Genomic DNA, 25,257 nt, shown 5'->3' on the forward strand with positions numbered 1-25,257 from the left:
CGCCGGCTTGAGCCGGTTGCGCATGAAGGGCCACACCAGCAGCGCCACCAGCGCACACGCCACGAACACCGGCAGCACCGCCAGGCGCCAGCCGAAGTGCTCGATCAGCCATGCCCCCACCGGCAGGAAGATCAACTGCCCGGTAGCCGAACTGGCCGTGAGCACGCCGACCACCAGCGACAACGCGGTCACCACCACCGCGCGCAGGCCGAAGCGCTCCATCAGGATCGCCGCGAACGGCCCCATCAGGCCGAACAGCACGAAGCGAATCGCCAGTGCCGACGAAATCTGCTCGACATCCCAGCCGAACTCGCGCGACGGCGGTTGCAACAGCGCGCCGGGCAGCCCGACCGCAGCCGATGACGTCAGCGCGGTCAGAAAGGTGACGGTGACGATCACCCAAGAATAATGCCAGCCGCGCTGCTGCAGCCAGCGGGAAAAACGGAGTGCGAACACCATGACCTCGAACGTGCGTGCGCGCCGGCGGCATGCTCGCAGCCAGTTTAAATGATGATCATAATGAATAAAAGCAAAACAAAGGGCCGGATGTACCGGCCCCCGTTCACGCTACACGGTGCGGATTACTTCACGCGCAGCGAGTTTTGCACGTCATGCACGCCTTTGACGCTGCGGGCGACGTTGGCAGCCTTGTCGGCTTCAGCTTGCGATGGCACGAAACCACTCAGCGACACTTTACCGTTGTTGGTTTCCACTTTGACGTCCAGCGATTTGAGCGAAGGCTCGGCCATCAGGCCGGTTTTGATCTTGGTGGTGATGACGGAATCGGCCACAGCGTCCTTGGCCAGTGCGGTTTTCGAACGGGCTTCGCAGCTCACCTTGTCGCCGCCGGTCAGGTTGTTGCAATCAACGCCAGTCTGGGCGATGTCGGCGGCTTGCTTGCCAGCCTTGGCATCGTTGATGGCAGCGGTTTGCTGCATCTTGGCGGTGCTCTTGCAGCTGTCTTTGCCGTTGCCGGTCATGGCATCGCATTTTTCTTCGTCGAGGTCATAGCGGGCGTCCGCCACGGCGATGCGGGCTTTTTCCAGCGAATTCTTGTCGTTCTTGTACTTGGTGGTGGCGTCGAGTTCAGCCTGCTTTTGGTCCAGCTTGGCTTGTTCTTCGCAGATATCCTTGGCGTTGCCCGATTGCGCATCGCAAGCGGCTTTGGCGGATTTGTAGCTGGCTTCGGCGCGGTCGGCGGCGGCTTTGTAGGCGACGGTATCTTGTTTTGGGGTAGCAGCGAAAGTCATGCTGGTGGCGCTAGCCAGTACCAGGAAGAGCAGCTTGTTCATGATATGTCCCTCTGTGTTGTGGTGGTTGATGGACACATTAAACCGCGCGGCCGCCCTTTTCTCTGTGCGGAACCGTACAAAAATGACATGGTGACGAGTTCGCAACTACTCCCCGTTTGCAAGCCCCTTGCGCCACAAGCTACCCGCCTGCTCGAACAACGGCAACCGGCTGTTGAAAGCATCACCAGTCCTGGCCAGTTGCAGCCACGCCATGGTGCCATGCGATTCGACGGAGGCCACCGCCGCCGATGCCGGCGCGCGCACCTGCCGCATCCAGGCAGCCACGTCGGCATAGTGCTCGGGATGGCGCTGCTGAGTCCACGCCAGCGCCACCAGATCGGCAAAGCCTTCCTCGCGCCGGGTCTGTTGCAGCGATTGGGCGGGCTGCGCACCGCCGTGGGCGAAGCCGGACGGCGTCTGGTGCCAGGCGCCCTGCGCATAGCGCCAGCAGTGGGCGATCTCGTGGGCGAACATGGCTTCGATCATCAAAGCGCGCCGCGCTTCGGGCACGCTGCCAAGGATGTCTTCCGCTTGCGGATTGCCGCGCAGGGACAGCACCAGCTTGCAGCGGCCATCGTGGTAGCCCACGGCCACCGGCACATCGCTGGCGCGCGCCTGCGGCTGCACGGTGATATCGACCGGCAGCTTGAGGTCATGCTTGGCGTAATTGATCACGGATAAACCCGCCGTCAGCCAACGGGTTTCCATCGAGGTCAGCTCGGCGGCTAAGGCCGGGCTGCAAGACAACATCAGGAGAGGGATGAGTGTGCGCTTGATCATGGTGGCGATTTCCTTGATCAAAACTGTAGCACGGTGACCGCAATAATTATTGCTTTGTGGAAGGTCTTACAACAGTAAATTATTACGTAGGCAAAGTTGAATGCTTGAGGTTTTAAAGCGGGATTCCGCACGTTGCGGAACCCCGTCGTCCTTACTTCGACAGCAGGCTGTTGGCGGTCTTGAACTGCGGACGGATGTCGTTCGGCACCGACTTCATCTTGTCGAGCGCCTTTTGCACGTCGGGACGGATCACCACGTACTTGGCCATCATCTCCTTGGCGCGCGCGTAATCGCCGGTCGCTTCGATCATCAGGAACTCGCGATCAAGTTCCTTGACCGCGTCCTTGATCCTGGCAAAGTCCACCGAGAACGTACCGTCGCCATGCGACACAAAACCGCCCTTGTCGAGCAGGTAGTTGACCTGGATTGCCATGCCGCGCGCGTGCGAATCGGTCAGGCCGAAGTGCAGCGTGCGGAAGGCCGATGCCAGGAACGTCGTGTACAGCTTGCGCTCGGCCGCCTCGCCCTGCCCCAGGATGCCTTTCAGCTGGCCTTTGCCCATCATCACGTCAAGCACGTACAAGCCGGTGATGTCGGCTTTGGCTTCCTCGATGGTGGAGTAGGCTTCCTTCAGATCCTGGCGCGGCGTCGAGGCCTTGCCGTCGATGGTGGTGGCGTGGGGACCGAGGCCGTGGGTGATTTCGTGCGCCAGGATGTGGGTGAAGAACGAGTCGAAATCGACGTCCTTCTGGTCGGCAGCCCGCAGCACCAGTTTCGAAATCGGCGTGAGCGTCGATTTGAATTTCGCTTCCTGCACATTCTTGAGCATCACGCGCTTGGATCCGCGCTGGCTGATGATGCGCTCGTCGTTGGGCAGGTTGTAGGCGGCGGTCTGCACGCCCATATTGCCGTCGCCGGCGCCATACACCTGGTTGACCACCACCATCGGCGCGATCGCGCCCACCTTGGGGTTGCGGTACTGGGCGTCGATCGGCAGGCTGTCTTCCAGCTCCTGCATGTGCTGGGCGAAGAAGTCGAGCTTTTGCGTCTCTTTCTGGTCGCGGATATTCACGTACGCCTCGAACGCGGCCTTGTAGCCGAACAGTTCGTCGTTATAGGTTTCGTACGGGCCGATGGTGACGTCCACCGGCGAATCGAGATCCATCCAGGCGAAATCGGAAGCGAGATAGTCGTTGCTGAGGAAAGCATCGGCGCGCAGGTCGAGGAATTTTTTAAGCGACGCGTTGTCGGTGGCGGCAGCGGCCTGCTTGAGCAGTGCGGCGGCTTTTTCCAGTTCCGGCTGGTACTCCACCGAGTACGGCACGGTGGTGAACTGGCCGCCGGCATTGCGGCGGATCGCCGTGAAGAACCACTGCGCCTGCGACTTGTCGATGGCTGGCAAGGCGTTCATCCAGGTATCGAGCTGGGCCTTGCTGGCGTCGTCGGGATAGAAGCTGCCGCCTTCGGGCTTTTTGGCCGGGATCTTGATGCCGCCGATTTGCGCGGGCAGGAACGACTGGTGGTCGTCGAGGATGGACCAAGGCCCCTTGTTAAGCCAGAAGTAATCGAGGCGCGCCTTGCCCAGCGGCGTGGTGTCCTTTTTCAGCGCGGCCCACAGGGCCTCGTTGCCGGACCAGCGCTGGCGCAGTTGCAGCACGTCGATGATCTTGGCCGCTCCGATCAGCTTGACGATGGCCTGCTTGTCGCCGGCCGACAGCTTGCTGGTGTCGGCGGTGAGCGCCACGGGGGCGTAGCGCTGGCTCATCTTGTTCAGGTCGGCGATGGTGGCCGGTGCGGCGTGGACGGTGGAGGCAACAGCCAGGACCAGCGCCAGCGGGAGCAGGATTTTTTTCATACGAACCTCGGGTGGTGTGAGGTTCGTATTGTAATCCAGCGCTTACTTCGCCACAGCAGCCAACTGCGCCGAAGGCTGCCAGCCGGCGCCGAGCGACCGTGCCACTGCCACGGTCGCGAGCAAGCGCTGGGTATTGATCTGCACCGCCGCCCGATCGGCCGCCAGCGCGCTGCGCTGGGCATCGGTCACGTCGAGATACGTCGAGACGCCACGCTCGTAGCGCGCCCGCGCCACCAGGTAGCCGCGCGCGGCGGCCGTCTGCGAGGCCGATTGCGCTTCGCCCTGCAGCTGGCGTTCCTGCACGTCGGACAACGCGTCTTCCACTTCGCGCAGCGCCGTCAGCAGCCTGGTTTCGTGGTTGGCCACCGCCTCGTCGTAGCGCGACCTGGCGATCGCCAGGTTGGCCTGGTTGCGGCCACCGTCGAAGATCGGCAGCGACAGCGCCAGCGGTCCCACGCTGAACTGGCGCGCGCCGCTCTCGCCGATGTTGCGCAGCGCTTCGGACGCATAGCCGAAGTTACCAGTCAGCGACACCGACGGATAGAACGCACCTTCGGCCACGCCGATCTGCGCATTGGCCGCGCGCAGGGTCGCCACGCTGGCGGCCAGGTCCGGGCGCTGCGACAGCAGGCTGGCCGGCAGGCCGACCGGAATCGCCGGTGGCGCCGGCAGCACCGCCGGCGTAGCGGTAGCGGCAGTGAGCAGCGCCGACGGCGAGGCGCCCACCAGCGTGGCCAGCTGGTGCTCGACCAGGTTGCGCTGGCGCTGCACTTCGTGCAGGTCGGCCTTGGCGTTGGCCAGTTCGATGCGGGCGCGCGAGACGTCCAGTTCGTTCGACAGGCCGGCGTCGAAACGCGCGGTGACCAGCTGTTCGCTCTCCTGGCGGGTGCCCAGTGCGCCGTTGAGGATCGCCATTTCGGCGTCCAGCCCGCGCAGTTGCCAGTAAGCGGTGGCCAGTTGCGAGGACAGCATCAGCAGTACGCCGTCGCGGTCCGCTTCGGCCGCCAGCGCCTGCGCATCGGACGCTTCCACCATGCGGCGCACGCGGCCCAGCAGGTCGAGCTCATACGAGAAATTGGCGCCGACCGCGTAGTTGTTACCCTTGATCGAACGGCCGCCCAGCGCGATCCCCTGCGACGTTTCGGCCGAGGTGCGCGAGTTTGCCACCGACGCGCTCACGCCCACCGACGGCCGCTGGCTGGCGCGCGACAGGCCGGCCTGCTCCTGCGCCTGCACCAGGCGCTGACCCGCCGCTTTCACGCTCGGGTTGTCGCGCAGCGCGCGCTCTTCCAGGCGGTTCAGGACCGGATCGTTGAACACGGTCCACCACTGCGCCGGCAAGTGCGCAGCCGTGCTGCCGGCTTGCGGCAGGTGGCGGAACGACGCATCCTTGACGTTTTCCGGCGTGCCGAAATCGGCGCCGACGGTGGCGCAGCCGGAGAGCGCCGCGGTAATGGCAACAGCGAGCGCGATGCGCTGCAAAGCTGAATTGAACATGGTATTACCTCACAAAATTTTTAGATTAGTGCCCGCCGCCGCCACCCGAAGGGGCTTTGACCTTGTCCGAGAACCACAGCACGCCGATGCAGGCAAACAGCACCATGGCGACCAGGAAGAAGCCGTCGTTGTAGGCCATCACGAACGACTCGCGCCGCACGATGCCGTCGATGGCCTTGAGCGCCATGTTCGATGCGGTGGTCGAGTCGAAACCCTGGCCGATGAACGATTGCGTCAGCACCGATAAACGTTCCTGCGTGGCGGCTGCGAAGCCGGTGACCGATTCGCCGATGCGCTGCGAGTGGAAATGCTCGCGTGACGTCAATGCGGTCGCCAGCAGCGCGATACCGATCGAGCCACCCAGGTTGCGGGTCATGTTGATCAGCGACGAGGCCGATGGCATGTCCCTGGGCTGGATGCCGTTCATGGCAAAGTTCGACAGCGTGAGCATCACGAACGGCTGGCCCAGCGCGCGCACGATCTGCGACAGCAGCAGCTGGTCATAGCCGGTAGTGGCGTCCATGTAGGAGTTCATCAGGCACGAGCCGCCGAACAGCAGCAGGCCGAACGTGCACAAAATGCGGTTATCGACCTTGGACGACAGCTTGGCCACGAACGGCATGATGAACAGCTGCGGCAAACCGGACCACATGATCACTTCGCCGATCTGCATCGGCGAGTAGCCGGGAATCTGGCCCAGGTACAGCGGCAGCAGGAACGACGAACCGTACAAGCCCATGCCCATCGCCATCGACAACGCGGTAGCGGCAGCGAAGTTGCGCTGGCCGTACAGGGCCAGGTTGACGAACGGCTGCTTCTTCAACGCGCTGTTGACTACCCAGCCCAGCAAACCAAAGATCGCCAGCGCGGCAAAGGTGATGATGAATGACGAATCGAACCAGTCCTTGCTGTTGCCTTCTTCGAGGAAGATGGTGAGACTGCCCAGGCCCACGGCCATGAAAAAGATGCCGCTCCAGTCGGCGCCCGACAGCAGCGACGGCTGAAATTTTTCCTTGTCCAGGCCATAGGCGATGCCGCCGATCAGCAGCAAACCCGGCACCCAGTTCAGGTAGAAGATCGACGGCCAGCCATACAGCTCGCTGAGGTAACCACCGAGCGTGGGGCCCATCGACGGCGCCAGCGTGGCGGTCAAGCCGAAGATGGCCATGCCGGTGGCGCGCTTCGATGGCGGCAGCTGCGTCATCACCAGCGTGAAGGCCATCGGGATCAGGGCGCCGCCCGTAAAGCCCTGCATCATGCGGAAGATGATCATGCTCTCGAGGTTCCAGGCGAAGCCGCACAGGGTCGAGAACAGCAGGAACAGCGCGGTGGTGCCGATCATGTAGTTACGCGTGCCAAATACCCGCGTAAACAGGCCGGTCATCGGAATGACGACGATCTCTGCCACCAGGTAGGCCGTGGCGATCCACGAGCCCTCTTCCTGGGTGGCCGACAGCGAACCGAGGATGTCCTTGAGCGACGAGTTGGTGATCTGGATGTCGAGCACCGCCATGAAGGCGCCCAGCATGCCGGCGGCAATCGCGATCCAGGTGCGGGCCGTGACTTTTTCGCTCGGCGCCGGCGGAGCGGCGGGTGCAGCCTTTCCCGCCGCCCTTGACGCCGGCGGATCGAATGTGGAACTGGCCATGATGTCGTTCCTTACTGGACCGTGGCAGGTGCGGCAGCGACCTTACGCTCGGACTTTTTCTCGTCCTGGTGGATCGCCACTTCGGCGATCGCCGACATGCCCGGCACCAGGCGGCCATTGAGGGCCTTCACGTCTTCCGGCTTGAACACGATCTTGACCGGCACACGCTGGACGATCTTGGTGAAGTTGCCGGTGGCGTTATCGGCCGGCAGCAGCGCGAACTGCGCGCCCGACGCTGGCGCGAAGCTCTCCACGGTGCCGATCAATTCCTTGCCCGGCATGGCGTCGATGGTGACTTTGACTTCCTGGCCCGCATGCATCTCGGCCAGCTGGGTTTCCTTGAAGTTGGCGGTCAGCCACACGTTGTCCTGCACGATGGCGGTCAGTTGCTGGCCCGGCTGCACGCGCTGGCCCACTTCGATCGAACGCTTGCCGATGCGACCCGCGACCGGCGCCAGAATGTGGTTGTAGGCCAGCTGCTGCTGGGCGTCCTTCAGTTGCACGCGCAGCACCGATACCTGCGCCTTGAGCACGTCGCGCGCCGATTCGGCGGCAGTGATTTGCGCGCGGGCGGCGGCAGCGTTGTCCTTGCGCGCGGCCAGGTCGGCGGTGGCGCTGGCGCGGCCTGCAACGGCAGCGTCGAGTTCCGCCTTGGAGACGGCTTTCATCTGGTCGTTGTACAGCTGGCCGAAACGGTCGGCGTCCTGCTTGGCGCGCAGCAGTTGCGCCTGCGACTGCGCCACTTGCGCGGCGGCCGAACTGGCTTGCGCTTTCACTTGCATGATCTGGGCGTCGGCCTGCAGCACCTGCTGCTCGGCGCTGGCGATCTGCGCCTGGATCTGCTCGACCTTCACGCCCTGGTCGAACGGATCGAGTTCGGCGATCACGTCGCCGGCGCGCACGACCTGGTTGTCGTCGATCAGCACCTTGGTCACCACGCCGGAAATGCGCGCCGATACCGGGTGCACGTGGCCAGCCACGTAGGCATTCTCGGTCTCGACGAAGTTATGGCTGCGGTACCACATGCGGCCGCCGGCGCCGATGGCGACCAGCGCGATGATGCCGGCAATGACCAGCACTTTGCGGTTCGATTTGGCCGGAGGCGCCGGAGCATCCTGGCTCGGCTGGGCTGCCTGGGGTGGTACCGCGCTTGGACCTTTTTGTTCTTGCTGTTGTGGGCTGGACATGCACTGCTCCGAAAATAATGAAAGGGGATGAGCGCATTATTGGATGATTTCAATTGGAAGTCAAGAAATGAAACGATTGCATTTCATTTTATTTTGGACTAGCATGGCGCCATTCGCTATCATCGATCACCATGAAAAAAGACAACATTTCAACCGAGGAAGAACTCGACTGTCCGGACGCCGCGCCGCACGAACCGTGCTTCGGCAAATCGGCCGGCCGGCCGCGCGCAGCCGACAAGGAAGCCCGCGAACAGGCGCTGGTGCACACTGCTGCCCAACTGTTCATGGAAAAGGGTTATAGCAAGGTCAGCCTGGAAATGATTGCCCGTGAAGCCCATGTTGCCGTGCGCACCATCTATGTGAAATTCGGCGGCAAGGCCGGCCTGCTGAGCGCGGCCATCACCCGGGGCCGCGCCAGGTTTTTCTCCGACATGACCAGCCTGGAAACCGACATGCGCCCGATGGAAGCGATCCTGGGCGACTACGCGCTGCGCTTCCTGGAACTGGTGTCGCAGCCGGCATTCGTCAACCTGCACCGCATGGTGGTGGCCGAGGCGCGCACCACGCCCGAGCTGGCAGAAACCTTTTACGATGCCGGCCCGCGCAAATCGCGCGAGCAACTGGGCAAGTTTTTCGCCCGCGACGACATCAAGCCAAGGCTGCGCACCGACCTGCCCCACGAATTTCTTCCGGTCCATTTTGTCAACTGCCTGATGGGCGACACCATGAGCCGCATGCTGTTTCCACCGGACCATCAACCTTCCCATGCTGAAATCCGGCGCCAGGCAGCCCAGGGCCTCGACCTGTTCCTGCGCAGCGTGGTTCTTTAGACACCAAAGGTCTGTACAACTTTGCCATTTGATCTATACTAATCCTTTACAAGGAGTGCATATGAGCAAAACAAATAGACTGGACTGGAGCCGACAAGTAACGGTCATGAACGAGCGCATCAAGAGCTTCCAGGCCAATCCGGGACAAGAACAGCTGGACGCCGTCATCGAAGAAATGAAAGCCTACGCCGAAGCAGCCCGCAACGGCGGCATCGAAATTCCGGCGCGCTTCACGGTCAACTAAGCCATCCGCGCGATGGCCGGTCACATGATCATCCGCACGCTGCAAGCAGCCGACGCGCCAGCATTACTGGCGTTCGAGCTCGCCAACCGCACGTGGTTCGAACAGCATGTGGCGGCCCGCGCGCCCTCGTTCTATTCCCATCAGGGCATCACCGCCCACATCACCGAATATCTCGACCTGCACGACCAAGGCGCCATGCTGCCCTGCGTGCTGGTTGACGTCGGCGGCGTCATCGTGGGCCGCGCCAACCTGCGCCATATCGACCGCGCGGCGGGTACCGGCGAAGTCGGCTACCGCATCGCCCATGACGCTGGTGGGCAAGGACTGGGCAGCCTGGCGCTACGCCACCTGCTCGATGCCGCCTGCAACGACTACCAGCTGCGCACTATCGACGCATGGATCACCGACGACAACCCCGGCTCGCGCCGCATCGCGGAAAAGCACGGTTTCATGCGCCTGGACCTGGCGCCATTGCCTGAAATCTGCGGCGAGCAGGAGCGGTGGGCGTACGCTTACCGCTATGCGCTGGCGCTCCCTGCTCCATAAACAAAAAGCCGCCCGGCTTGCACCAGGCGGCTTCCTCACACTGGCCTGCCAGAGAATTACTTGCGCGATTGCGCGACCAGCGCGTCGAGCACTTGCAGCGTGGCGGCGGTCAGCTGCTGGCGCGGGATGCCGGGGTTGGCGGCGTCCACCATCGACGGGTTGGTCAGGTAGCGGCCATTGACGATGATGGTCGGCGTGCTGTTGACTTCATACGACGATGCCACGCGGCCGGCGTTTTTCAGGCGGTTGTTGATTGCAAACGAGTTGTACACGGCCAGGAATTTTTCCTTGTCGATGCCGTTCTTGACGGCCCACTCGATGTTGGCGTCGTCGCTTTGCAGGCGCTTGCGTTCCACGTGCCAGGTCTGCAGCACCTTGGCGTGCAGCTGCGACTCGAGCTTCATCGCTTCGAGCGTGAGGAACAGATGGGTTTCCGGATCTTTTTCACCGGTCAGCGGCAAATGGATGCGGCGGAAGCTGATGTTGTCGCCCTGCTTCTTGACCCAGTCCAGCATGGCCGGCTCCAGCGCGTAGCACGCCGGGCAGTGGTACATGAAGAACTCGATCACTTCGACCTTCTTGCCCTCGGCCTGGACCGGCTGCGGCGTTTTCAGCGTGGTGTACTCGGCGCCGCTCTTCGGTGCGGTGGGCGTGGCAAAAGCGGTACCGGCAAACATGGCGGCAACAGCGGCAGTGACAGCGGCGGTCAGGAACGTACGACGGAGCATGGTTATCCTTTAAAAAAATCTGCAAAAAATCTGCACTGCGAATATAACAGCTTCCGGCGCGCGGTGGCGGCGCTGCGGCCGCAATTCACACTACGCTACAATTGCTTACACATCTGCCCCAGGATCCCCCATGAAAATACCGCTGTTGTCGCCCGCCTGGCTGGCCCTGGCCATGACCATGTCTTGCGCCCACGCCGCCGAACTGTCCCCCGTCGAGCAGAACATCGTCGCCGCCATCAAGGCCCGTTCACCGCAGGCGCTGCAACTGCTGGAGCAATCGGTCAACATCAACAGCGGCACCATGAACATCGACGGTGTGCGCGAAGTGGGCAAGATGTATCGCCGTGAACTCGACCAGCTGGGCTTTGCCACGCGCTGGATCGACCTGCCGCCAGCCATGCGCCGCGCCGGCCACCTGGTGGGCACACGCGAGGGCAAACAAGGCAAACGGCTGCTGCTGCTGGGCCACCTCGACACCGTGTTTGAAAAAGACAGCCCGGTGCAGCTGTGGCAGCGCAACGGCGACCGCGTGCGCGGCCAGGGCGTCAATGACATGAAGGGCGGCGACGTGGTCATCCTCGAAGCGCTGCGCGCGCTGAAAAGCGCCGGCGCGCTCGATAACACCACCATCACCGTGATGTTCACCGGCGACGAAGAAAGCGCCGGCGAACCGATCGCCACGTCGCGCGCCGACATGGTAGCCGCCGCCAAACGCAGCGACATCGCGCTCTCCTTCGAAGGCACCATGCGCAACCAGGAGGGCCAGGACACCGGCACCATCGGCCGCCGTTCGGCGTCGTCGTGGGAGCTGGAAGTCAAGGGCAAGCAGGGCCACTCGAGCACCATCTTCACCGACAAGGCGGGTTATGGCGCCGTGTACGAAGCGGCGCGCATCCTCGACGGCTTCCGCCAGCAGGTGATCGAACCCGATCTCACGTTCAGCGCGGGACTGGTCCTCGGCGGCACCGATGCTGGCGTCGATGAGACAGGCACGAAAGGCCAGGCCGCCGGCAAAACCAACGTGATCGCCAGGACCGCGCTGGTGCACGGCGACCTGCGTTACCTCACCTACGAACAGCGCGACCGGGCCCACGCCAAGATGCGCGCCATCGTCGCGCAGAACCTGCCCGGCACCAGCGCCAGCATCAGCTTCCACGACGCCTATCCGCCGATGGCGCCCACGCCCGGCAACCTGGCGGTGTTAAAAGTGTATTCGCAGGCGAGCAGCGACGCCGGCCTGGGCGCCATTCCCGCCCTGCCCCCGGGCCAGCGCGGCGCCGGCGACATCCAGTTCGTGGCCTCGCTGGTGGACAGTCTCGATGGCCTGGGCGTGGCCGGCAACGGCGCCCATTCGCCGGATGAAGACCTGGAAATCGCCTCGCTGGAAAAGGCCACGATCCGCAGCGCTTTGCTGATCTACCGCCTGACCCGTTGAAGCTACACGTGGCCGGGGCGGGCCTCCAACCCGCCGATATCCTTCATCAGCGCAATCAACCGCTTGGCGCCCAGGCCCAGCGGGCGGTCGTTCACCCACACCACGTCCACCCATAAACGCAGCTGGTTGCTCATGCTGGCGAAATCGATCACCAGCAGCTCGCCGTCGGCCAGCAGCGGCGCCACCAGGCGCCGGGGCAGGAACGCCCAGCCGATGCCCGCCTGCACCAGCTCCAGCGTGGCCTGGTGGCTGTCGGTGCGCCACAGCTTGCGCGACACCAGCACCCGCTTGTCCTCCTGGTGCGCGGCGCGGCTGACGATGGCTACCTGCCGGATATCGACCAGGTCTTCGAGCCGGAAATGGCCATTGCGCTCGCGCGCTGCCGGATGCTGCGGCGAGAGCACGGCGACCAGCACCTCGCTGCCCAGTTCCTGGAAGCTTTCGCGTTCATCGACCTGCGGCCGGTCGTAGAGCAGCGCCAGCTGCGCAGTACCGTCGTGCAGCATGCGGCGCGCATCGGCCTGCGGCGCGGACAGTACATCAACTTCCAGCGACGGAAATTCGTCGGCCAGGCGCGCCAGCGGCTCGCCCCACGCGGCCGACAGCAGCTCGGGCGACACCGCCAGCGTCAGCCGGCGCTCGAGCCCCTGGTGCAGCGACAAGGCGTGGGCCTGCAGGCGGCGCATCTGGCCGGCCATGTGGCGCGCCTCCGCTTCCAGCGCGCGGGCCATGTCGGTGGGGATCACGGCGCGCGAGTTGCGCTCGAACAGTTGCAGGTCCAGCTCGGCCTCAAGGTTGGCAATCGCCATGCTGACGGCCGACGGCACCCGGCCAAGCGCGCGGGCGGCGGCGGAAAAAGAACCGTGGTCGATCACGGCAAGGAACAGATCGACGTTGTCGCTGGAAAAGGCCATTCACCATGCTGTCACAAAAACTGATAGCTGTCGACTTTTACTATCAGATCACTTCAACTATCATCGCTCGATTGATGTTTGAAGGAATCTATCATGCAAGGATTGAAGCGCAAGATTGTCTATGTATCGCTGTTCGAACTGTTTGCGGTGGGGTTGACCACCACCACGCTGATGCTGCTGGCTGGCAGCAGCAGCGCACATGCCAGCGTGGCGGCCGTGGCGTCGTCCACCGTTGCCGTGGTCTGGAATTTCATTTTCAATTCCATGTTCGAGGCGTGGGAAGCACGCCAGACCACCAAGGGCCGCAGCGTGGCGCGGCGCATCGCCCACGCCATCGGCTTCGAAGGTGGCCTGGTGGCGTTCCTGGTGCCGCTATTCGCGTGGTGGCTCGAGATCTCGCTGTGGGAGGCGTTCATCGTCGACCTGTGGATCGTGGTGTTCTTCCTGGTGTACACCTTCCTGTTCAGCCTGGCGTTCGACCGCATCTTCGGCCTGCCCGCCTCGGCGCAGGGCGGGCGGCCGCAGGCGGCCTGATTATTTCGGGGCCACTCGCCAGATCTCTCCGGTGACATCGTCATCGACCAGCAGCGAGCCGTCGTCCTGCACCACCACCGACGACGGCCGGCCCCACACCTCCTTGTCGCTGACGACAAAACCGGTCATGAAGTCCTGGTACTTCCCGGTCGGCACACCGTCTTTCATGAACACCCGCACCACTTTCGAGCCAGTGCGCGTGGCGCGGTTCCAGGAGCCGTGCAGGGCCAGGAAGACATCGCCAAGATACTCCTTCGGGAAGGCCGCTTTGGCGGCGGTGGACGCGTCGTACATGATCATGCCCAGCGGCGCCGAATGGGCCGTCAGCAGCAGGTCCGGCGCAGTAACCTTGTCTTTGAGGTCGGGACGCTGGCCCTGCAAACGCGGCTCCTCGTTGTTGCCGATGTAGTGCCACGGCCAGCCATAGTGCGCGCCGCCCTTGACGCGCGTGAGGTAGTCGGGCGGCAGGTTATCGCCGAGCATATCGCGCTCGTTCACGCTGCACAGCAAATCGCCCGTGCGCGGATACAAATACATGCCCACGCAGTTGCGCAGGCCGGTGGCGAAGGTACGCTTGTTCTTGCCATCGGGGTCGAACGCCAGCACCACTGCGCGGTCCAGCTCCGCCCCCCAGGCCGCGCCAAGGCCGTGTTTTGCTTCCCACTGCTTCAGCGGTTCCGGCGGCGTGGCGCCGATGCCCTCGGCCACGTTGGACGCGGAGCCGATCGACAAATACATGGTCTTGCCATCCCTGGAAAATACCAGCGTGCGCGAGGAATGGCTGCCCGTCTCCGCCGTGAGGGTGGGCACCACCACTTCGGCCGGTGCGCCGGCCACCAGGTCGCCGTTTTTATAGGGGAACCGGATGATGGAATTGACGTTGGCCACGTACAGGTACTGCGGGTTCGGTCCTGCCGGCCAGAAGGCGAAGCCGAACGGCCGATCGAGCTTGTCGGCGAACACACTGATCTTGTCGGCGGTCGCGCCGGTGCTGGACCTGAACACCTTGATCAGGCGCTTGGTAGTGGACGAGATGAAGATGTCGCCATTGGGCGCCTTGGCCATTACGCGGCCACGATCCGGGTCCGTCGCCCACAGGTTGACGGCGAAGTTGGCCGGCACCGATGGCAGCACGCCTTGCGGGCGCGGCACGGTCTTCGGGTTGTTGCCGGCGCTGGCACTGGCAAACGGCGGTGGCAGGTCGGCCATGCGCACTGCATGGATGCGACCGGGCTGGTCGTCGCTCCAGTGTTCTTCCTTGCTGGTGTTGTTGGCGTTGCTGGCGGTGGATGCTGTTGATACAGCCGGCGTGGCAGCCTTGATCTCGGCCTTGCCCACGGCCGTGGCCAGGTACGCAACCAGCGCCGCGCGTTCGGCCGGCTGGGCAACCGCGATCGGCATCGAGGTGCCGGGCGCGTAGGCGCTGGGGTCTTTCAGGAACAGTTCCAGTTCCTGCGCGGTCCAGCGCTTGTTCTTTGCACCCAGCGCGCTCAAGGCATCGGAGTAAGCAAAGCCCGCCACGCCGGCGACCTTGCGCCCGACTACATTGAACAGCGGCGGCCCGGCCAGCGTGGCCATGTCGGGCGACGCGGAATGGCACATCGCGCAGTTGTTCTGGAAGATGCGCTTGCCATCGAGCGGGGCAGCTTGGGTGGTTTGGGTGACGGCCAGTGTCAGGCCGAAGAGCAAGGGCAGGAGTCGGATCGGGGTGGCTTGGTGCATGGCTAACCTCATTGTTCGGACAGCCATGCTTTCATACTTCACCGCCCTCGCCTACCGCCGCGCGGTTTTAATCAGAAACATGATTGCGCCGCTTCGCAGCAAAAAGGCGGAGAATGCCAACTTACTTATTTTTTATCCCATCGCCATGTCCACCACGATCACCGCGCCCATGCGCCCTCCGTCCAACATCAACCCCGGCGCCCTGTGGAGCGCGCTCGCCATTGTCGTACTTGGCGCGTGGTATTTGGGCCAGGCCGTCGGCCCGCGCCAGGCCGCACTGTACGTGGTCGGTGCGCTGCTCGGGGTCACGCTATATCACGCGGCGTTCGGCTTCACGTCGGCGTGGCGCGTCTTCATCGCCGATGGCCGCGGCGAAGGACTGCGCGCGCAGATGGTGATGCTGGCCGTGGGCGTGGCGCTGTTCTTTCCGGTGCTGGCGGCTGGCTCGCTGTTCGGCGCGCCGGTCAAGGGCCTGGTGGCGCCGGCCGGCACGTCGGTCGTGATCGGCGCCTTCATCTTCGGTATCGGCATGCAGCTCGGCGGCGGCTGCGCCTCCGGCACCTTGTACACGGTGGGCGGTGGCAGCACCCGCATGATCGTCACGCTGGTGGCGTTCATCGGCGGCTCGCTGATCGGCACGGCCCACATGCCGTTCTGGACGTCGCTGCCGCAACTGGCGCCGATCTCGCTGGTCAAGTCGCTGGGCGTGGCGCCCGCGCTGGCGCTCAATTGGCTGGTGTTCGGATTGATCTTTGCAGTGACGGTCGTGGTGGAAAAGCGCCGCCACGGCAAGCTGGTCGCCGCCCACGTGCAACCCGACCACACGGCGCGCTGGCTGCACGGCCCGTGGCCGCTGGTCGCGGGCGGCATCGCGCTCGTCCTCCTCAATTTCGCCACGCTGGCACTGGCCGGCCGCCCGTGGGGCGTGACGTCCGCGTTTGCCCTGTGGGGGGCGAAAGCCGCCATGCTGGCCGGCGTGGACGTCGCCAGCTGGACCTACTGGTCGGCGCCGGCCAACGCCGCCACGCTCAATGCGCCGGTGATCGAAGACGTCACGTCGGTAATGGACATCGGCATCGTGTTCGGTGCCATGCTTGCCGCCGCCCTGGCCGGGCGCTACGCGCCGGTATGGCGCGTGCCCTTGCGCTCGCTGGTGGCGGCAGTCGTGGGCGGCCTGCTGCTCGGCTACGGCGCGCGCCTGGCCTACGGCTGCAACATCGGCGCCTACTTCAGCGGCATCGTTTCGGGCAGCCTGCACGGCTGGCTGTGGCTGGTGGCGGCGTTCATCGGCAACGTGTTCGGCACCAGGCTGCGGCCATGGTTCGGGTTGGAGGTGGAGCGGGTGAAGCCGACGGCTTGCTGAGGTGGAGAAGTGTGACTGGCGATGCGCCCGTCAATGAAAATGCCGCTCAGACGGTGAGCGAGCGGGATTATCGTCATCATCAAGAACGCCCAAGTGCTTTTGATTCGGTGTCGATCAGTTGCAGCACGGCGCGCGCCAACAGGCCGCTGCGGGTTTCATGGCGGGACGCCGCGTAACGATCTATTTTGCCTACAACAAACCGCGGCAGACCGATGTTGATGCGTTCGGTACACGCTGCCTTCATCCTTGAAAATCACCACGGGAAGATCCATCGCCTGCTCCGTTTTCTACTCGCTGGCGTGTAATCATACACGCAGAACTTGACAGCATCACGTACGAAATGTGGCTCGGCTTGCAGCGAACCGTCCACCGCCCTACATTGACACACGAGCATGCCAACATCACAAATTGACAGGGGAATCACCATGCACATTCACAGATTCAAATGCTTCGGTGAGTCGCCAGGCGATGGCAATCCGGCGCTGGTCATCGAGGGCGACTTCTCGCCCCGCGAAGCGCGCCAGGACTTTGCGCGCGAGCGCAATATCACCTGCGTCTGGATCGATCCGCCCGATGAGGCGAACGTGGTGGCAAGCGTCGATTACTTCTATCCGCACACGCGCAGTCCGCTATGCCTGCACGCGACCCTGGCCGTCGGCCAGCGCCTGTTCATGCAGCATGGCGGCCATCGCGAACTCACGGTGAAGACTGCCGTGCATGGCCAGCGGCTTGGGCTGGTTCCTGGTGCCGATGGCCAGGTAATGGTTCGTCTTCAACGGCAGGATGCATCACAGCCGAACCTGGCGCCTGACCTCATCGGGCGCCTGCTGGCCGCGCTGGGTTTGATGCCGCTGGCGCCGGCACGTGTATTTTCTGTCGGCAGTCCAAAGCTGCTGGTCGAGGTGGCGGATGCAACCACGCTGCATGGCCTGACGCCCGATCTGCCGGCAATCGCCGCCTGGGGCAAAACCGCAGGCGTCAATGGCATCTACGTGTACTGCAAGGTTGACGATGGCAGCTACGAAGGCCGTAACTTCAACCATCTCGATCCGGCGCTGGAAGACAGCGCCACCGGGGTCGCGGCCGGCGCCCTCTCTGCGCTGCTCGGCCACGGCATCACGCTGCGCCAGGGCCGGGCAACGGCACGCGCCTGCCTGATAGAAACGCGGCTTGAAGGCGCCGACATATTGGTGGGTGGCTGCGTACAAGCTGCGTGAATGCCGGACAAAAAAAATGCCGCCCAGCTCACGCTGAACGGCATCTCGGGCAACCGGTAAGGGAAGCTTATTTTTTGCGCGGTGGCGGCAGATCGGTGCACGAGCCTTCGTACACTTCCGCCGCCATGCCGATCGACTCGCCCAGGGTCGGGTGCGGGTGGATGGTTTTGCCGATGTCGGTGCCGTCGCAGCCCATTTCGATGGCCAGCGCGATTTCGCCGATCATGTCGCCGGCGTGGGTGCCGACAATGGTGCCGCCGATGATGCGGTGGGTTTCAGCGTCGAACAGCAGCTTGGTGAAGCCTTCGGCGCGGCCGTTGGCCACGGCGCGGCCCGAAGCGGCCCACGGGAAGTGGCCCTTCTCGACCTTGATGCCCTTGGCTTTCGCTTCGTCCTCGGTGATGCCGGCCCATGCCACTTCCGGATCGGTGTATGCCACCGATGGAATCACCTTCACATCGAAATGCGACTTCTGGCCGGCGGCGGCTTCCGCTGCCACGTGGCCTTCGTGCACGGCCTTGTGCGCCAGCATCGGCTGGCCCACCAGGTCGCCGATGGCGAAGATGTTCGGCACGTTGGTACGCATCTGGCTGTCCACCGGGATGAAGCCACGGTCGGTGACCACCACGCCCGCCTTGTCGGCAGCGATCTTCTTGCCGTTCGGGCTGCGGCCCACGGCGACCAGCACCAGGTCGTAGACCTGTGGTGCAGGTGCTGCGGCGCCGGCTTCGGCGGCTTCGAACGTGACCTTGATCCCTTCGGGCAGCGCTTCCACGCCGACCGTTTTGGTCTTGGTCATGATGTTATCGAAGCGCTTCTCGTTGAACTTCTGCCAGACCTTGACCGCGTCGCGGTCGGCGCCCTGCATCAGGCCGTCCATCATTTCGACCACGTCGATGCGCGCGCCGAACGTCGAGTAGACGGTGGCCATTTCCAGGCCGATGATGCCGCCGCCGATGACCAGCATGCGTTTCGGGATCTGGCGCAGTTCCAGTGCACCGGTCGAATCGACGATGCGCGGATCTTCGGGCACGAACGGCAGCTTGACCACGGCCGAACCGGCAGCGATGATCGCCTGCTTGAACTGCACCACTTTTTTGGTGCCATCCGCTGCAGTGACTTCGATGTGGTTCGCGCTGATGAACTGGCCCACGCCGGTGACGATTTGCGTCTTGCGTGCCTTGGCCATGCCGGCCAGACCGCCGGTCATGTTCTTGATCACGCCTTCCTTGTACGCGCGCACCTGGTCGATATCAATGGTGGGCTTGGCAAAGGTGACGCCGGTCTTGCTCATGTGCTGCGTTTCATCGATGACCGATGCCACGTGCAGCAGCGCCTTCGATGGAATGCAACCGACGTTCAGGCACACGCCGCCCAGCGTTTCGTAACGCTCGACGATCACGGTGTTCAGGCCCAGGTCGGCCGCACGGAACGCTGCCGAGTAGCCGCCAGGACCACCGCCCAGTACCATCATGTCGCAGTCGACATCGACCTGGCCGGTGTAGTTGCCGCCGATAGGCGCCGCCACGGGGGCTGCCGGAGCAGCGGCAGGTGCAGGGGCCGGAGCCGAAGCGGCCGGTGCCGGAGCAGCGGCGGCAGGCGCAGCAGCGTCGCCGGCAGCCGCATCGATCACCAGCATCGCCACGCCTTCCTTGACCTTGTCGCCCACTTTGACCAGCACCTCTTTGACCACGCCGGCGTGCGACGATGGCACTTCCATCGACGCCTTGTCCGATTCCACGGTGATCAGTGACTGGTCCACCTTGATGGTGTCGCCGATCTTGACCATCACTTCGATTACTTCAACTTCTGCGAAGTCGCCGATATTCGGCACTTTCACTTCTGTGCTCATAGTCGCTCCTTACAGCAGAATTTTGCGCATGTCGCCGAGCACTTCGCTCAGGTACACGGAGAAGCGGGCGCCCATGGCGCCGTCGACCACGCGGTGGTCGTACGACAGCGAGGTGCCCATCATCAGGCGTGGCTGGAAGGCCTTGCCGTCCCATACCGGCTTGATCGATGCCTTGGACAAGCCCAGGATCGCCACTTCCGGCGCGTTGACGATCGGCGTGAAGTGCGTGCCGCCAATGCCGCCCAGCGACGAGATGGTGAAGGTCGCGCCCTGCATGTCGGCCGGTTTGAGTTTGCCGTCGCGCGCTTGCAAGGAGAGTTCCGTCATTTCACGGGCGATCTGCGAGACCGATTTCTGGTCGGCGTTCTTGATCACCGGGACCACCAGGCCGTTCGGCGTGTCCGCTGCGAAGCCGATGTTGTAGTACTGCTTGAGGATCAGGTTTTCACCCTTCGCATCGAGCGACGAGTTAAACGACGGGAACTTCTTCAGCGCAGCCACCGACGCCTTGATCACGAAGGCCAGCATGGTCAGCTTGGCGGCATCCTTGTTCTTGGCGTTGGCGTTGTTGGTATCGACGCGGAATGCTTCCAGGTCGGTGACGTCCGCTTCGTCGAACTGCGTGACGTGCGGGATCTGCACCCAGTTGCGGTGCAGGTTCGGACCGCTGATTTTCTTGATGCGCGACAGTGGCAGCAGTTCGGTCGGACCGAATTTGGAAAAGTCCAGCGACGGCCATGGCAGCACATTGAAGTTGCCGCCACCAGCGTTGGACGACGCGGCGCCCGCAGGGGCTGCGATGCTGCCGGCGATCACGCCCTTGACGTAGTTCTGCACGTCGATCTGGGTGATGCGGCCTTTCGGACCCGAACCTGGCACCTTGCCCAGATCGACGCCCAGTTCGCGCGCGAACTTGCGGATCGATGGCGAAGCGTGGGCCAGTTTGCCGGTTTGGACCGAGCCTTGCGAAGCGGCTGGTGCAGCGGCTGCTGGAGCTGCAGCAGCAGGTGCAGGCGCTGGTGCAGCAGCTGGCGCGGCGCTTGGTGCTGGTGCGGCAGCAGCAGGAGCAGCAGCGCCACCGGTCGATTCAACCACGAACACGATCGAACCCATGGCAACCTTGTCGCCGACCTTGACTTTGACTTCCTTGACCACGCCGGCATGCGACGATGGAATTTCCATGCTGGCCTTGTCCGATTCCACGGTCAGCAGCGACTGATCGACCTTGATGGTGTCGCCCACTTTGACCATCACCTCGATGACTTCCACTTCCTTGAAGTCGCCGATGTCCGGTACCGCGATGTCCACCGGACCGGCAGCGGCGGCAGCCGGTGCAGGAACTGGTGCAGCAGCAGGTGCTGGCGCAGCGGCGGCAGGTGCAGGAGCGGCAGCAGCGGCTGGCGCAGGCGCAGCAGCAGCTTCGCCTTCCAGCAGCAACAGCAGGCCGCCTTCGGCGATCTTGTCGCCGACCTTGACCTTGATTTCCTTGATCACGCCGGCGGCCGACGATGGAATCTCCATGCTGGCCTTGTCCGATTCAACGGTGACCAGCGACTGGTCCACCTTGATGGTGTCGCCAACCTTGACCATCAGCTCGATGACTTCCACTTCCTTGAAGTCGCCGATATCCGGGACTTTAACTTCCACAATGCTCATAGCGTTTGCTCCGTATTCTGTTTAGTGTCAGGGGGCTCGTACAACCGTAGCGAGCGGCCTGCCATCGTCTCGAGTAGCGCAAGCGTACGGAGGTACGCTGAGCAACGCAGAGGCGATGGCGGGTCGCGCAGTAGGTTGTGCGAGTTCCCTGTTATTGGGTCACCGGGTTCGGCTTGTTCGGATCGAGGTTGTACTTGGCGACAGCCTGTTCAACCACGGACACGTCCAGCTTGCCTTCTTCGGCCAGCGATTTCAGTGCGGCGACCGTGATGTAGTAACGGTTCACTTCAAAGAATTCGCGCAGCTTGACGCGGCTGTCCGAACGGCCGAAGCCGTCGGTGCCCAGTACGCGGTAGGTACGGTCCTTCGGAATGAAGGCACGGATCTGTTCCGCAAACGCACGCATGTAGTCGGTGGTGGCAACGATCGGGCCGGTGGTGGCGTTCATCAGTTGCGTCACGTACGGTACGCGCTGTTCCTTGGCCGGGTTGACCAGGTTCCAGCGTTCTGCGTCCTGGCCGTCACGCGCCACCAGCGTCAGCGACGGTGCGGACCAGACGTCGGCCGCGATGTTCCAGTCGTTTTTCAGCAGGTCTTGCGCCGCGATCGATTCGCGCAGGATGGTGCCGGAACCCAGCAACTGCACGCGCTGCTGCAGCGACTCGTCGCCTTTTTGCAGCAGGTACAGGCCTTTCAGGATGCCCTCTTCCTGGCCTGGCTTGATGCCTGGATGCGGGTAGTTCTCGTTCATGATGGTGATGTAGTAGAACACGTCTTCCTGTTCTTCCACCATGCGACGCATACCGTCCTGAATGATGACTGCCAGCTCGTGACCGAAGGTCGGGTCGTACGGCATGCAGTTCGGTACTGCTGCGGCGAACAGGTGGCTGTGGCCATCTTCGTGCTGCAGGCCTTCGCCGTTCAGCGTAGTGCGGCCGGCGGTGCCGCCCATCAGGAAGCCACGGGCGCGCATGTCGGCGGCGGCCCATACCAGGTCGCCGATACGCTGCATGCCGAACATCGAGTAGTACGTGTAGAACGGGATCATCACGCGGTTGTTGGTCGAGTACGAGGTCGCCGCAGCGATCCACGAGCTCATGCCACCGGCTTCGTTGATACCCTCTTGCAGGATCTGGCCGGCCTTGTCTTCGCGGTAGTACATGACCTGGTCTTTATCGACCGGCTCGTACAACTGGCCCTGCTGGTTGAAGATACCAACCTGGCGGAACAGGCCTTCCATACCGAAGGTGCGCGACTCGTCAACCAGCACCGGCACGATGCGGGCGCCCACGCTCTGGTCTTTCAGCAGCGTGGTCAGGATACGCACGTACGCCTGGGTGGACGATACTTCGCGGCCTTCGGCGGTCGCATCGAGCACGTTCTGGAACGCGCTCAAGGGCGGTACCGTCAGCTTTTCGTCCGCTTGCATGCGGCGGGCCGGCAGGTAGCCGCCGAGGGCCGCGCGGCGCTCATGCAGGTACTTCATTTCCGGTGCGTCATCGGCTGGCTTGTAGAACGGGATGTCGGCCAGTTGATCGTCCGGGATCGGGATCGAGTAGCGGTCGCGCATTTCGCGCACGGCTTCGTCGGTCAGCTTCTTGGTGTTGTGCGCGGTGTTGCGTGCTTCGCCGTGCTTGCCCATGCCGAAGCCCTTGATGGTTTTCACCAGCAGGACGGTCGGTTGGCCTTTATGCTCTTGCGCCACTTTGAACGCGGCGTAGATCTTGTGCGGATCGTGACCGCCACGGGTCAGGCGCCAGATGTCGTCGTCGGTCATGTTGGCAACCATCTCCAGTAGCTTTGGATGCTTGCCGAAGAAGTGCTTGCGCACGTACGCGCCGTCTTTCGCCTTGTAGTTCTGGTATTCACCGTCCACGGTGTCCATCATTACCTTGCGCAGGATGCCTTCCTTGTCCTTGGCCAGCAGTGCGTCCCAGCCCGGGCCCCACACGACCTTGACCACGTTCCAGCCGGCGCCACGGAACTCGCCTTCCAGTTCCTGGATGATCTTGCCGTTGCCGCGCACCGGACCGTCCAGGCGTTGCAGGTTGCAGTTGACGACGATGACCAGGTTGTCGAGTTTTTCACGCGAGGCCATGCCGATGGCGCCCAGCGATTCCGGTTCGTCCATCTCGCCGTCGCCGCAGAAGGCCCAGACCTTGCGGTCGGTGGTGTCGGCGATCGAACGCGCGTGCAGGTACTTGAGGAAGCGCGCCTGGTAGATCGCCATCAGCGGGCCCAGGCCCATCGACACGGTCGGGAACTGCCAGAAGTTCGGCATCAGTTTCGGGTGCGGGTACGACGACAGGCCGCCACCGTCCACTTCGCGACGGAAGTGGGTCAGCTGGTCTTCGGTCAGGCGGCCTTCGAGGAACGCGCGGGCATACACGCCCGGCGAGGAGTGACCCTGGATGTACAGCAGGTCGCCGCCATGGTTTTCGCTCGGCGCTTTCCAGAAGTGGTTGAAGCCGATGCCCAGCATGTTGGCCAGCGAGGCAAACGAGGACAGGTGGCCACCGAGGTCGCCATCGACGCGGTTGGCCTTGACGACCATCGCCATGGCGTTCCAGCGCATCCACGAGCGCAGTTTTTCTTCGTATTCCAGGTTACCCGGGCAGTGTTGTTCCTGGTCCAGGGGAATCGTGTTGACGTAGGCGGTATTGGCGGAGAACGGGATATCCGAGCCGCTCTGGCGTGCCAGGTCGATCAGGCGTTCCAGCAGGTAATGCGCACGATCAGGGCCCTCTTGTTCGAGTACCGAGGCCAGGGAATCCAACCATTCTTTGGTTTCTTGCGAATCAGGGTCGGTGCTTGCCGGTACCTGGTCGAGTTGATCTGACATGTGTTAAGTCTCCTGAGTTAAAGGCCCGTGTAGTGCATCTGCCGGGCCTGTGGAACGCTGATTATTTACCAATACTTCTACGACGTGTGGGGATTCTAACAGTGATTTTTTGCTTTTTCAAACTATGATAAGTCATTTCATATCGTGGAATTTCCCTATGAAAATCTTGTGCGGTGCAGCATCCGAAAAGGCCGGAAATCGCGGGACCGGGCGCGTTAGCGCTTATAATCTCGCTTCCCTCTTCCAATCCTCCTAACCTGGTTAAAACATGTCTGCTCAACTGATCGACGGAATCGCCCTCTCCCAAAAACTGCGTGCTGAAATTGCTGCACGTGCTGCCGTGCTCACCGCCAAAGGCAAACAACCCGGCCTGGCCGTGATCCTGGTCGGCGACGATCCCGCCAGCCACGTGTATGTACGCAACAAGGTCAAGGGTTGCGAGGATGCCGGTTTCTATTCGCTCAAGGAGCAATACCCGGCCGACCTGTCGGAAGTTGCACTTCTGGAACGTATCGCTGCACTGAACGCCGATCCGAAAATCCACGGCATCCTGGTGCAAATGCCGCTGCCCAAGCATATCAATCCGCACAAGGTGATCGAAGCGATTTCCACCACCAAGGACGTCGATGGCTACTCGGTGCTCAGCGCCGGCGAACTGATGACGGGCCTGGAAGGCTTCCGCCCGTGCACGCCGTACGGCTGCATGAAGCTGATCGAAAGCACCGGCGTCGATCTGAAGGGCAAGCACGCCGTGGTCATCGGCCGCAGCAACACCGTCGGCAAACCGATGGGCCTGCTGCTCTTGCAAGCCAATGCCACCGTCACCATCTGCCACAGTGGCACCCCGGACCTCGGCGTATTTACGCGCCAGGCCGACGTGGTGGTGGCAGCCGTGGGCCGCCGCAACGTGCTGACCGCCGACATGGTCAAGCCGGGCGCCATCGTGATCGACGTGGGCATGAACCGCAACGATGAAGGCAAGCTGTGCGGTGATGTGGACTTTGCCGGCGTCAAGGAAGTGGCGTCGCACATTACCCCGGTGCCGGGCGGCGTGGGCCCGATGACGATTACGATGTTGTTGATGAATACCGTCGAAGCCGCCGAGCGCGCTTAAA

Annotated in this window: 20 protein-coding genes and 2 pseudogenes; 8 read left to right on the plus strand and 14 right to left on the minus strand. The window is 63.1% G+C overall.

What is annotated here, in order from left to right:
- Positions 1 to 12: 12 nt before the first annotated feature.
- The 7 genes and pseudogenes from ASF04_RS10600 to ASF04_RS10630 all read right to left on the minus strand — a co-directional run.
- Positions 13 to 459, minus strand: a pseudogene (locus ASF04_RS10600) (MFS transporter); the annotation flags it as partial.
- 122 nt (positions 460 to 581) lie between these two features.
- Complete coding sequence (locus tag ASF04_RS10605) at positions 582 to 1,292, minus strand: BON domain-containing protein (RefSeq protein WP_056140951.1); 711 nt, start codon at positions 1,290 to 1,292, stop codon at positions 582 to 584.
- A gap of 105 nt (positions 1,293 to 1,397) precedes the next feature.
- A complete protein-coding gene (locus ASF04_RS10610) occupies positions 1,398 to 2,072 on the minus strand; it encodes a hypothetical protein (protein ID WP_056141942.1) in 675 nt (224 codons plus the stop codon).
- Between the two features lie 151 nt (positions 2,073 to 2,223).
- Positions 2,224 to 3,927, minus strand: a complete 1,704-nt coding sequence (locus ASF04_RS10615) for a DNA mismatch repair protein MutT (protein ID WP_056140954.1) — start codon at positions 3,925 to 3,927, stop codon at positions 2,224 to 2,226.
- Between the two features lie 42 nt (positions 3,928 to 3,969).
- Complete coding sequence (locus ASF04_RS10620; RefSeq protein ID WP_056140956.1) at positions 3,970 to 5,424, minus strand: efflux transporter outer membrane subunit; 1,455 nt, start codon at positions 5,422 to 5,424, stop codon at positions 3,970 to 3,972.
- 25 nt (positions 5,425 to 5,449) lie between these two features.
- Positions 5,450 to 7,072, minus strand: coding sequence for a DHA2 family efflux MFS transporter permease subunit (locus ASF04_RS10625; protein WP_056140960.1), 1,623 nt, complete (start codon positions 7,070 to 7,072; stop codon positions 5,450 to 5,452).
- An 11-nt stretch (positions 7,073 to 7,083) separates the two neighbouring features.
- Positions 7,084 to 8,259: an HlyD family secretion protein gene (locus tag ASF04_RS10630; protein WP_056140963.1), complete on the minus strand. Its 1,176-nt coding sequence runs from the start codon at positions 8,257 to 8,259 to the stop codon at positions 7,084 to 7,086.
- Positions 8,260 to 8,390: 131 nt separating this feature from the next.
- Here ASF04_RS10630 and ASF04_RS10635 point away from each other — a divergent pair, with 131 nt between their 5' ends.
- From ASF04_RS10635 to ASF04_RS10640, 3 genes are all read left to right on the plus strand, one after another.
- Positions 8,391 to 9,089, plus strand: coding sequence for a TetR/AcrR family transcriptional regulator (locus ASF04_RS10635; protein ID WP_056140966.1), 699 nt, complete (start codon positions 8,391 to 8,393; stop codon positions 9,087 to 9,089).
- A 61-nt stretch (positions 9,090 to 9,150) separates the two neighbouring features.
- A complete protein-coding gene (locus tag ASF04_RS27440) occupies positions 9,151 to 9,333 on the plus strand; it encodes a hypothetical protein (RefSeq protein WP_156368596.1) in 183 nt (60 codons plus the stop codon).
- Positions 9,334 to 9,357: 24 nt separating this feature from the next.
- Positions 9,358 to 9,879 (plus strand): GNAT family N-acetyltransferase, encoded by a 522-nt coding sequence (locus tag ASF04_RS10640; protein WP_162241432.1) that lies wholly within the window; start codon positions 9,358 to 9,360, stop codon positions 9,877 to 9,879.
- A gap of 56 nt (positions 9,880 to 9,935) precedes the next feature.
- On the opposite strand, the gene ASF04_RS10645 is transcribed toward ASF04_RS10640, so the two are convergent.
- Positions 9,936 to 10,607, minus strand: coding sequence for a thiol:disulfide interchange protein DsbA/DsbL (locus ASF04_RS10645; protein WP_019922950.1), 672 nt, complete (start codon positions 10,605 to 10,607; stop codon positions 9,936 to 9,938).
- A gap of 130 nt (positions 10,608 to 10,737) precedes the next feature.
- Between ASF04_RS10645 and ASF04_RS10650 the strand changes: the two genes are divergently transcribed.
- Complete coding sequence (locus ASF04_RS10650) at positions 10,738 to 12,042, plus strand: M20/M25/M40 family metallo-hydrolase (RefSeq protein WP_056140972.1); 1,305 nt, start codon at positions 10,738 to 10,740, stop codon at positions 12,040 to 12,042.
- A 2-nt stretch (positions 12,043 to 12,044) separates the two neighbouring features.
- On the opposite strand, the gene ASF04_RS10655 is transcribed toward ASF04_RS10650, so the two are convergent.
- A complete protein-coding gene (locus ASF04_RS10655) occupies positions 12,045 to 12,956 on the minus strand; it encodes a LysR family transcriptional regulator (protein ID WP_019922952.1) in 912 nt (303 codons plus the stop codon).
- Positions 12,957 to 13,049: 93 nt separating this feature from the next.
- Between ASF04_RS10655 and ASF04_RS10660 the strand changes: the two genes are divergently transcribed.
- Entirely contained in the window at positions 13,050 to 13,490 is a 441-nt protein-coding gene (locus ASF04_RS10660; RefSeq protein ID WP_056140977.1) for a PACE efflux transporter, read from the plus strand.
- Here ASF04_RS10660 and ASF04_RS10665 read toward each other — a convergent pair whose 3' ends face one another.
- Positions 13,491 to 15,212: a PQQ-dependent sugar dehydrogenase gene (locus ASF04_RS10665; protein WP_056140980.1), complete on the minus strand. Its 1,722-nt coding sequence runs from the start codon at positions 15,210 to 15,212 to the stop codon at positions 13,491 to 13,493.
- A gap of 145 nt (positions 15,213 to 15,357) precedes the next feature.
- Between ASF04_RS10665 and ASF04_RS10670 the strand changes: the two genes are divergently transcribed.
- Positions 15,358 to 16,575, plus strand: a complete 1,218-nt coding sequence (locus tag ASF04_RS10670) for a YeeE/YedE family protein (protein WP_056141946.1) — start codon at positions 15,358 to 15,360, stop codon at positions 16,573 to 16,575.
- 79 nt (positions 16,576 to 16,654) lie between these two features.
- Here the strand turns inward: ASF04_RS10670 and ASF04_RS26735 are convergent.
- Positions 16,655 to 16,801 (minus strand): annotated as a pseudogene (locus ASF04_RS26735) (type II toxin-antitoxin system HicB family antitoxin); the annotation flags it as partial.
- A gap of 199 nt (positions 16,802 to 17,000) precedes the next feature.
- Between ASF04_RS26735 and ASF04_RS10675 the strand changes: the two are divergent.
- Complete coding sequence (locus ASF04_RS10675) at positions 17,001 to 17,792, plus strand: PhzF family phenazine biosynthesis protein (protein ID WP_056140983.1); 792 nt, start codon at positions 17,001 to 17,003, stop codon at positions 17,790 to 17,792.
- Positions 17,793 to 17,859: 67 nt separating this feature from the next.
- Here ASF04_RS10675 and lpdA read toward each other — a convergent pair whose 3' ends face one another.
- From lpdA to aceE, 3 genes are all read right to left on the minus strand, one after another.
- Positions 17,860 to 19,644, minus strand: a complete 1,785-nt coding sequence (gene lpdA, locus ASF04_RS10680; RefSeq protein ID WP_056140985.1) for a dihydrolipoyl dehydrogenase — start codon at positions 19,642 to 19,644, stop codon at positions 17,860 to 17,862.
- 9 nt (positions 19,645 to 19,653) lie between these two features.
- The gene (aceF, locus tag ASF04_RS10685) at positions 19,654 to 21,300 is read right to left on the minus strand and encodes a dihydrolipoyllysine-residue acetyltransferase (RefSeq protein WP_056140987.1); all 1,647 of its coding nucleotides are present in this window, start codon (positions 21,298 to 21,300) and stop codon (positions 19,654 to 19,656) included.
- 151 nt (positions 21,301 to 21,451) lie between these two features.
- On the minus strand, positions 21,452 to 24,142 hold the full coding sequence (gene aceE, locus ASF04_RS10690; protein ID WP_056140990.1) for a pyruvate dehydrogenase (acetyl-transferring), homodimeric type: 2,691 nt from the start codon (positions 24,140 to 24,142) through the stop codon (positions 21,452 to 21,454).
- 268 nt (positions 24,143 to 24,410) lie between these two features.
- Between aceE and folD the strand changes: the two genes are divergently transcribed.
- On the plus strand, positions 24,411 to 25,256 hold the full coding sequence (folD, locus tag ASF04_RS10695) for a bifunctional methylenetetrahydrofolate dehydrogenase/methenyltetrahydrofolate cyclohydrolase FolD (RefSeq protein ID WP_056140993.1): 846 nt from the start codon (positions 24,411 to 24,413) through the stop codon (positions 25,254 to 25,256).
- Position 25,257: the final 1 nt, after the last annotated feature.

Source organism: Duganella sp. Leaf61 (genome assembly GCF_001421905.1).
GTDB classification, from domain to species: domain Bacteria; phylum Pseudomonadota; class Gammaproteobacteria; order Burkholderiales; family Burkholderiaceae_D; genus Rugamonas; species Rugamonas zoogloeoides.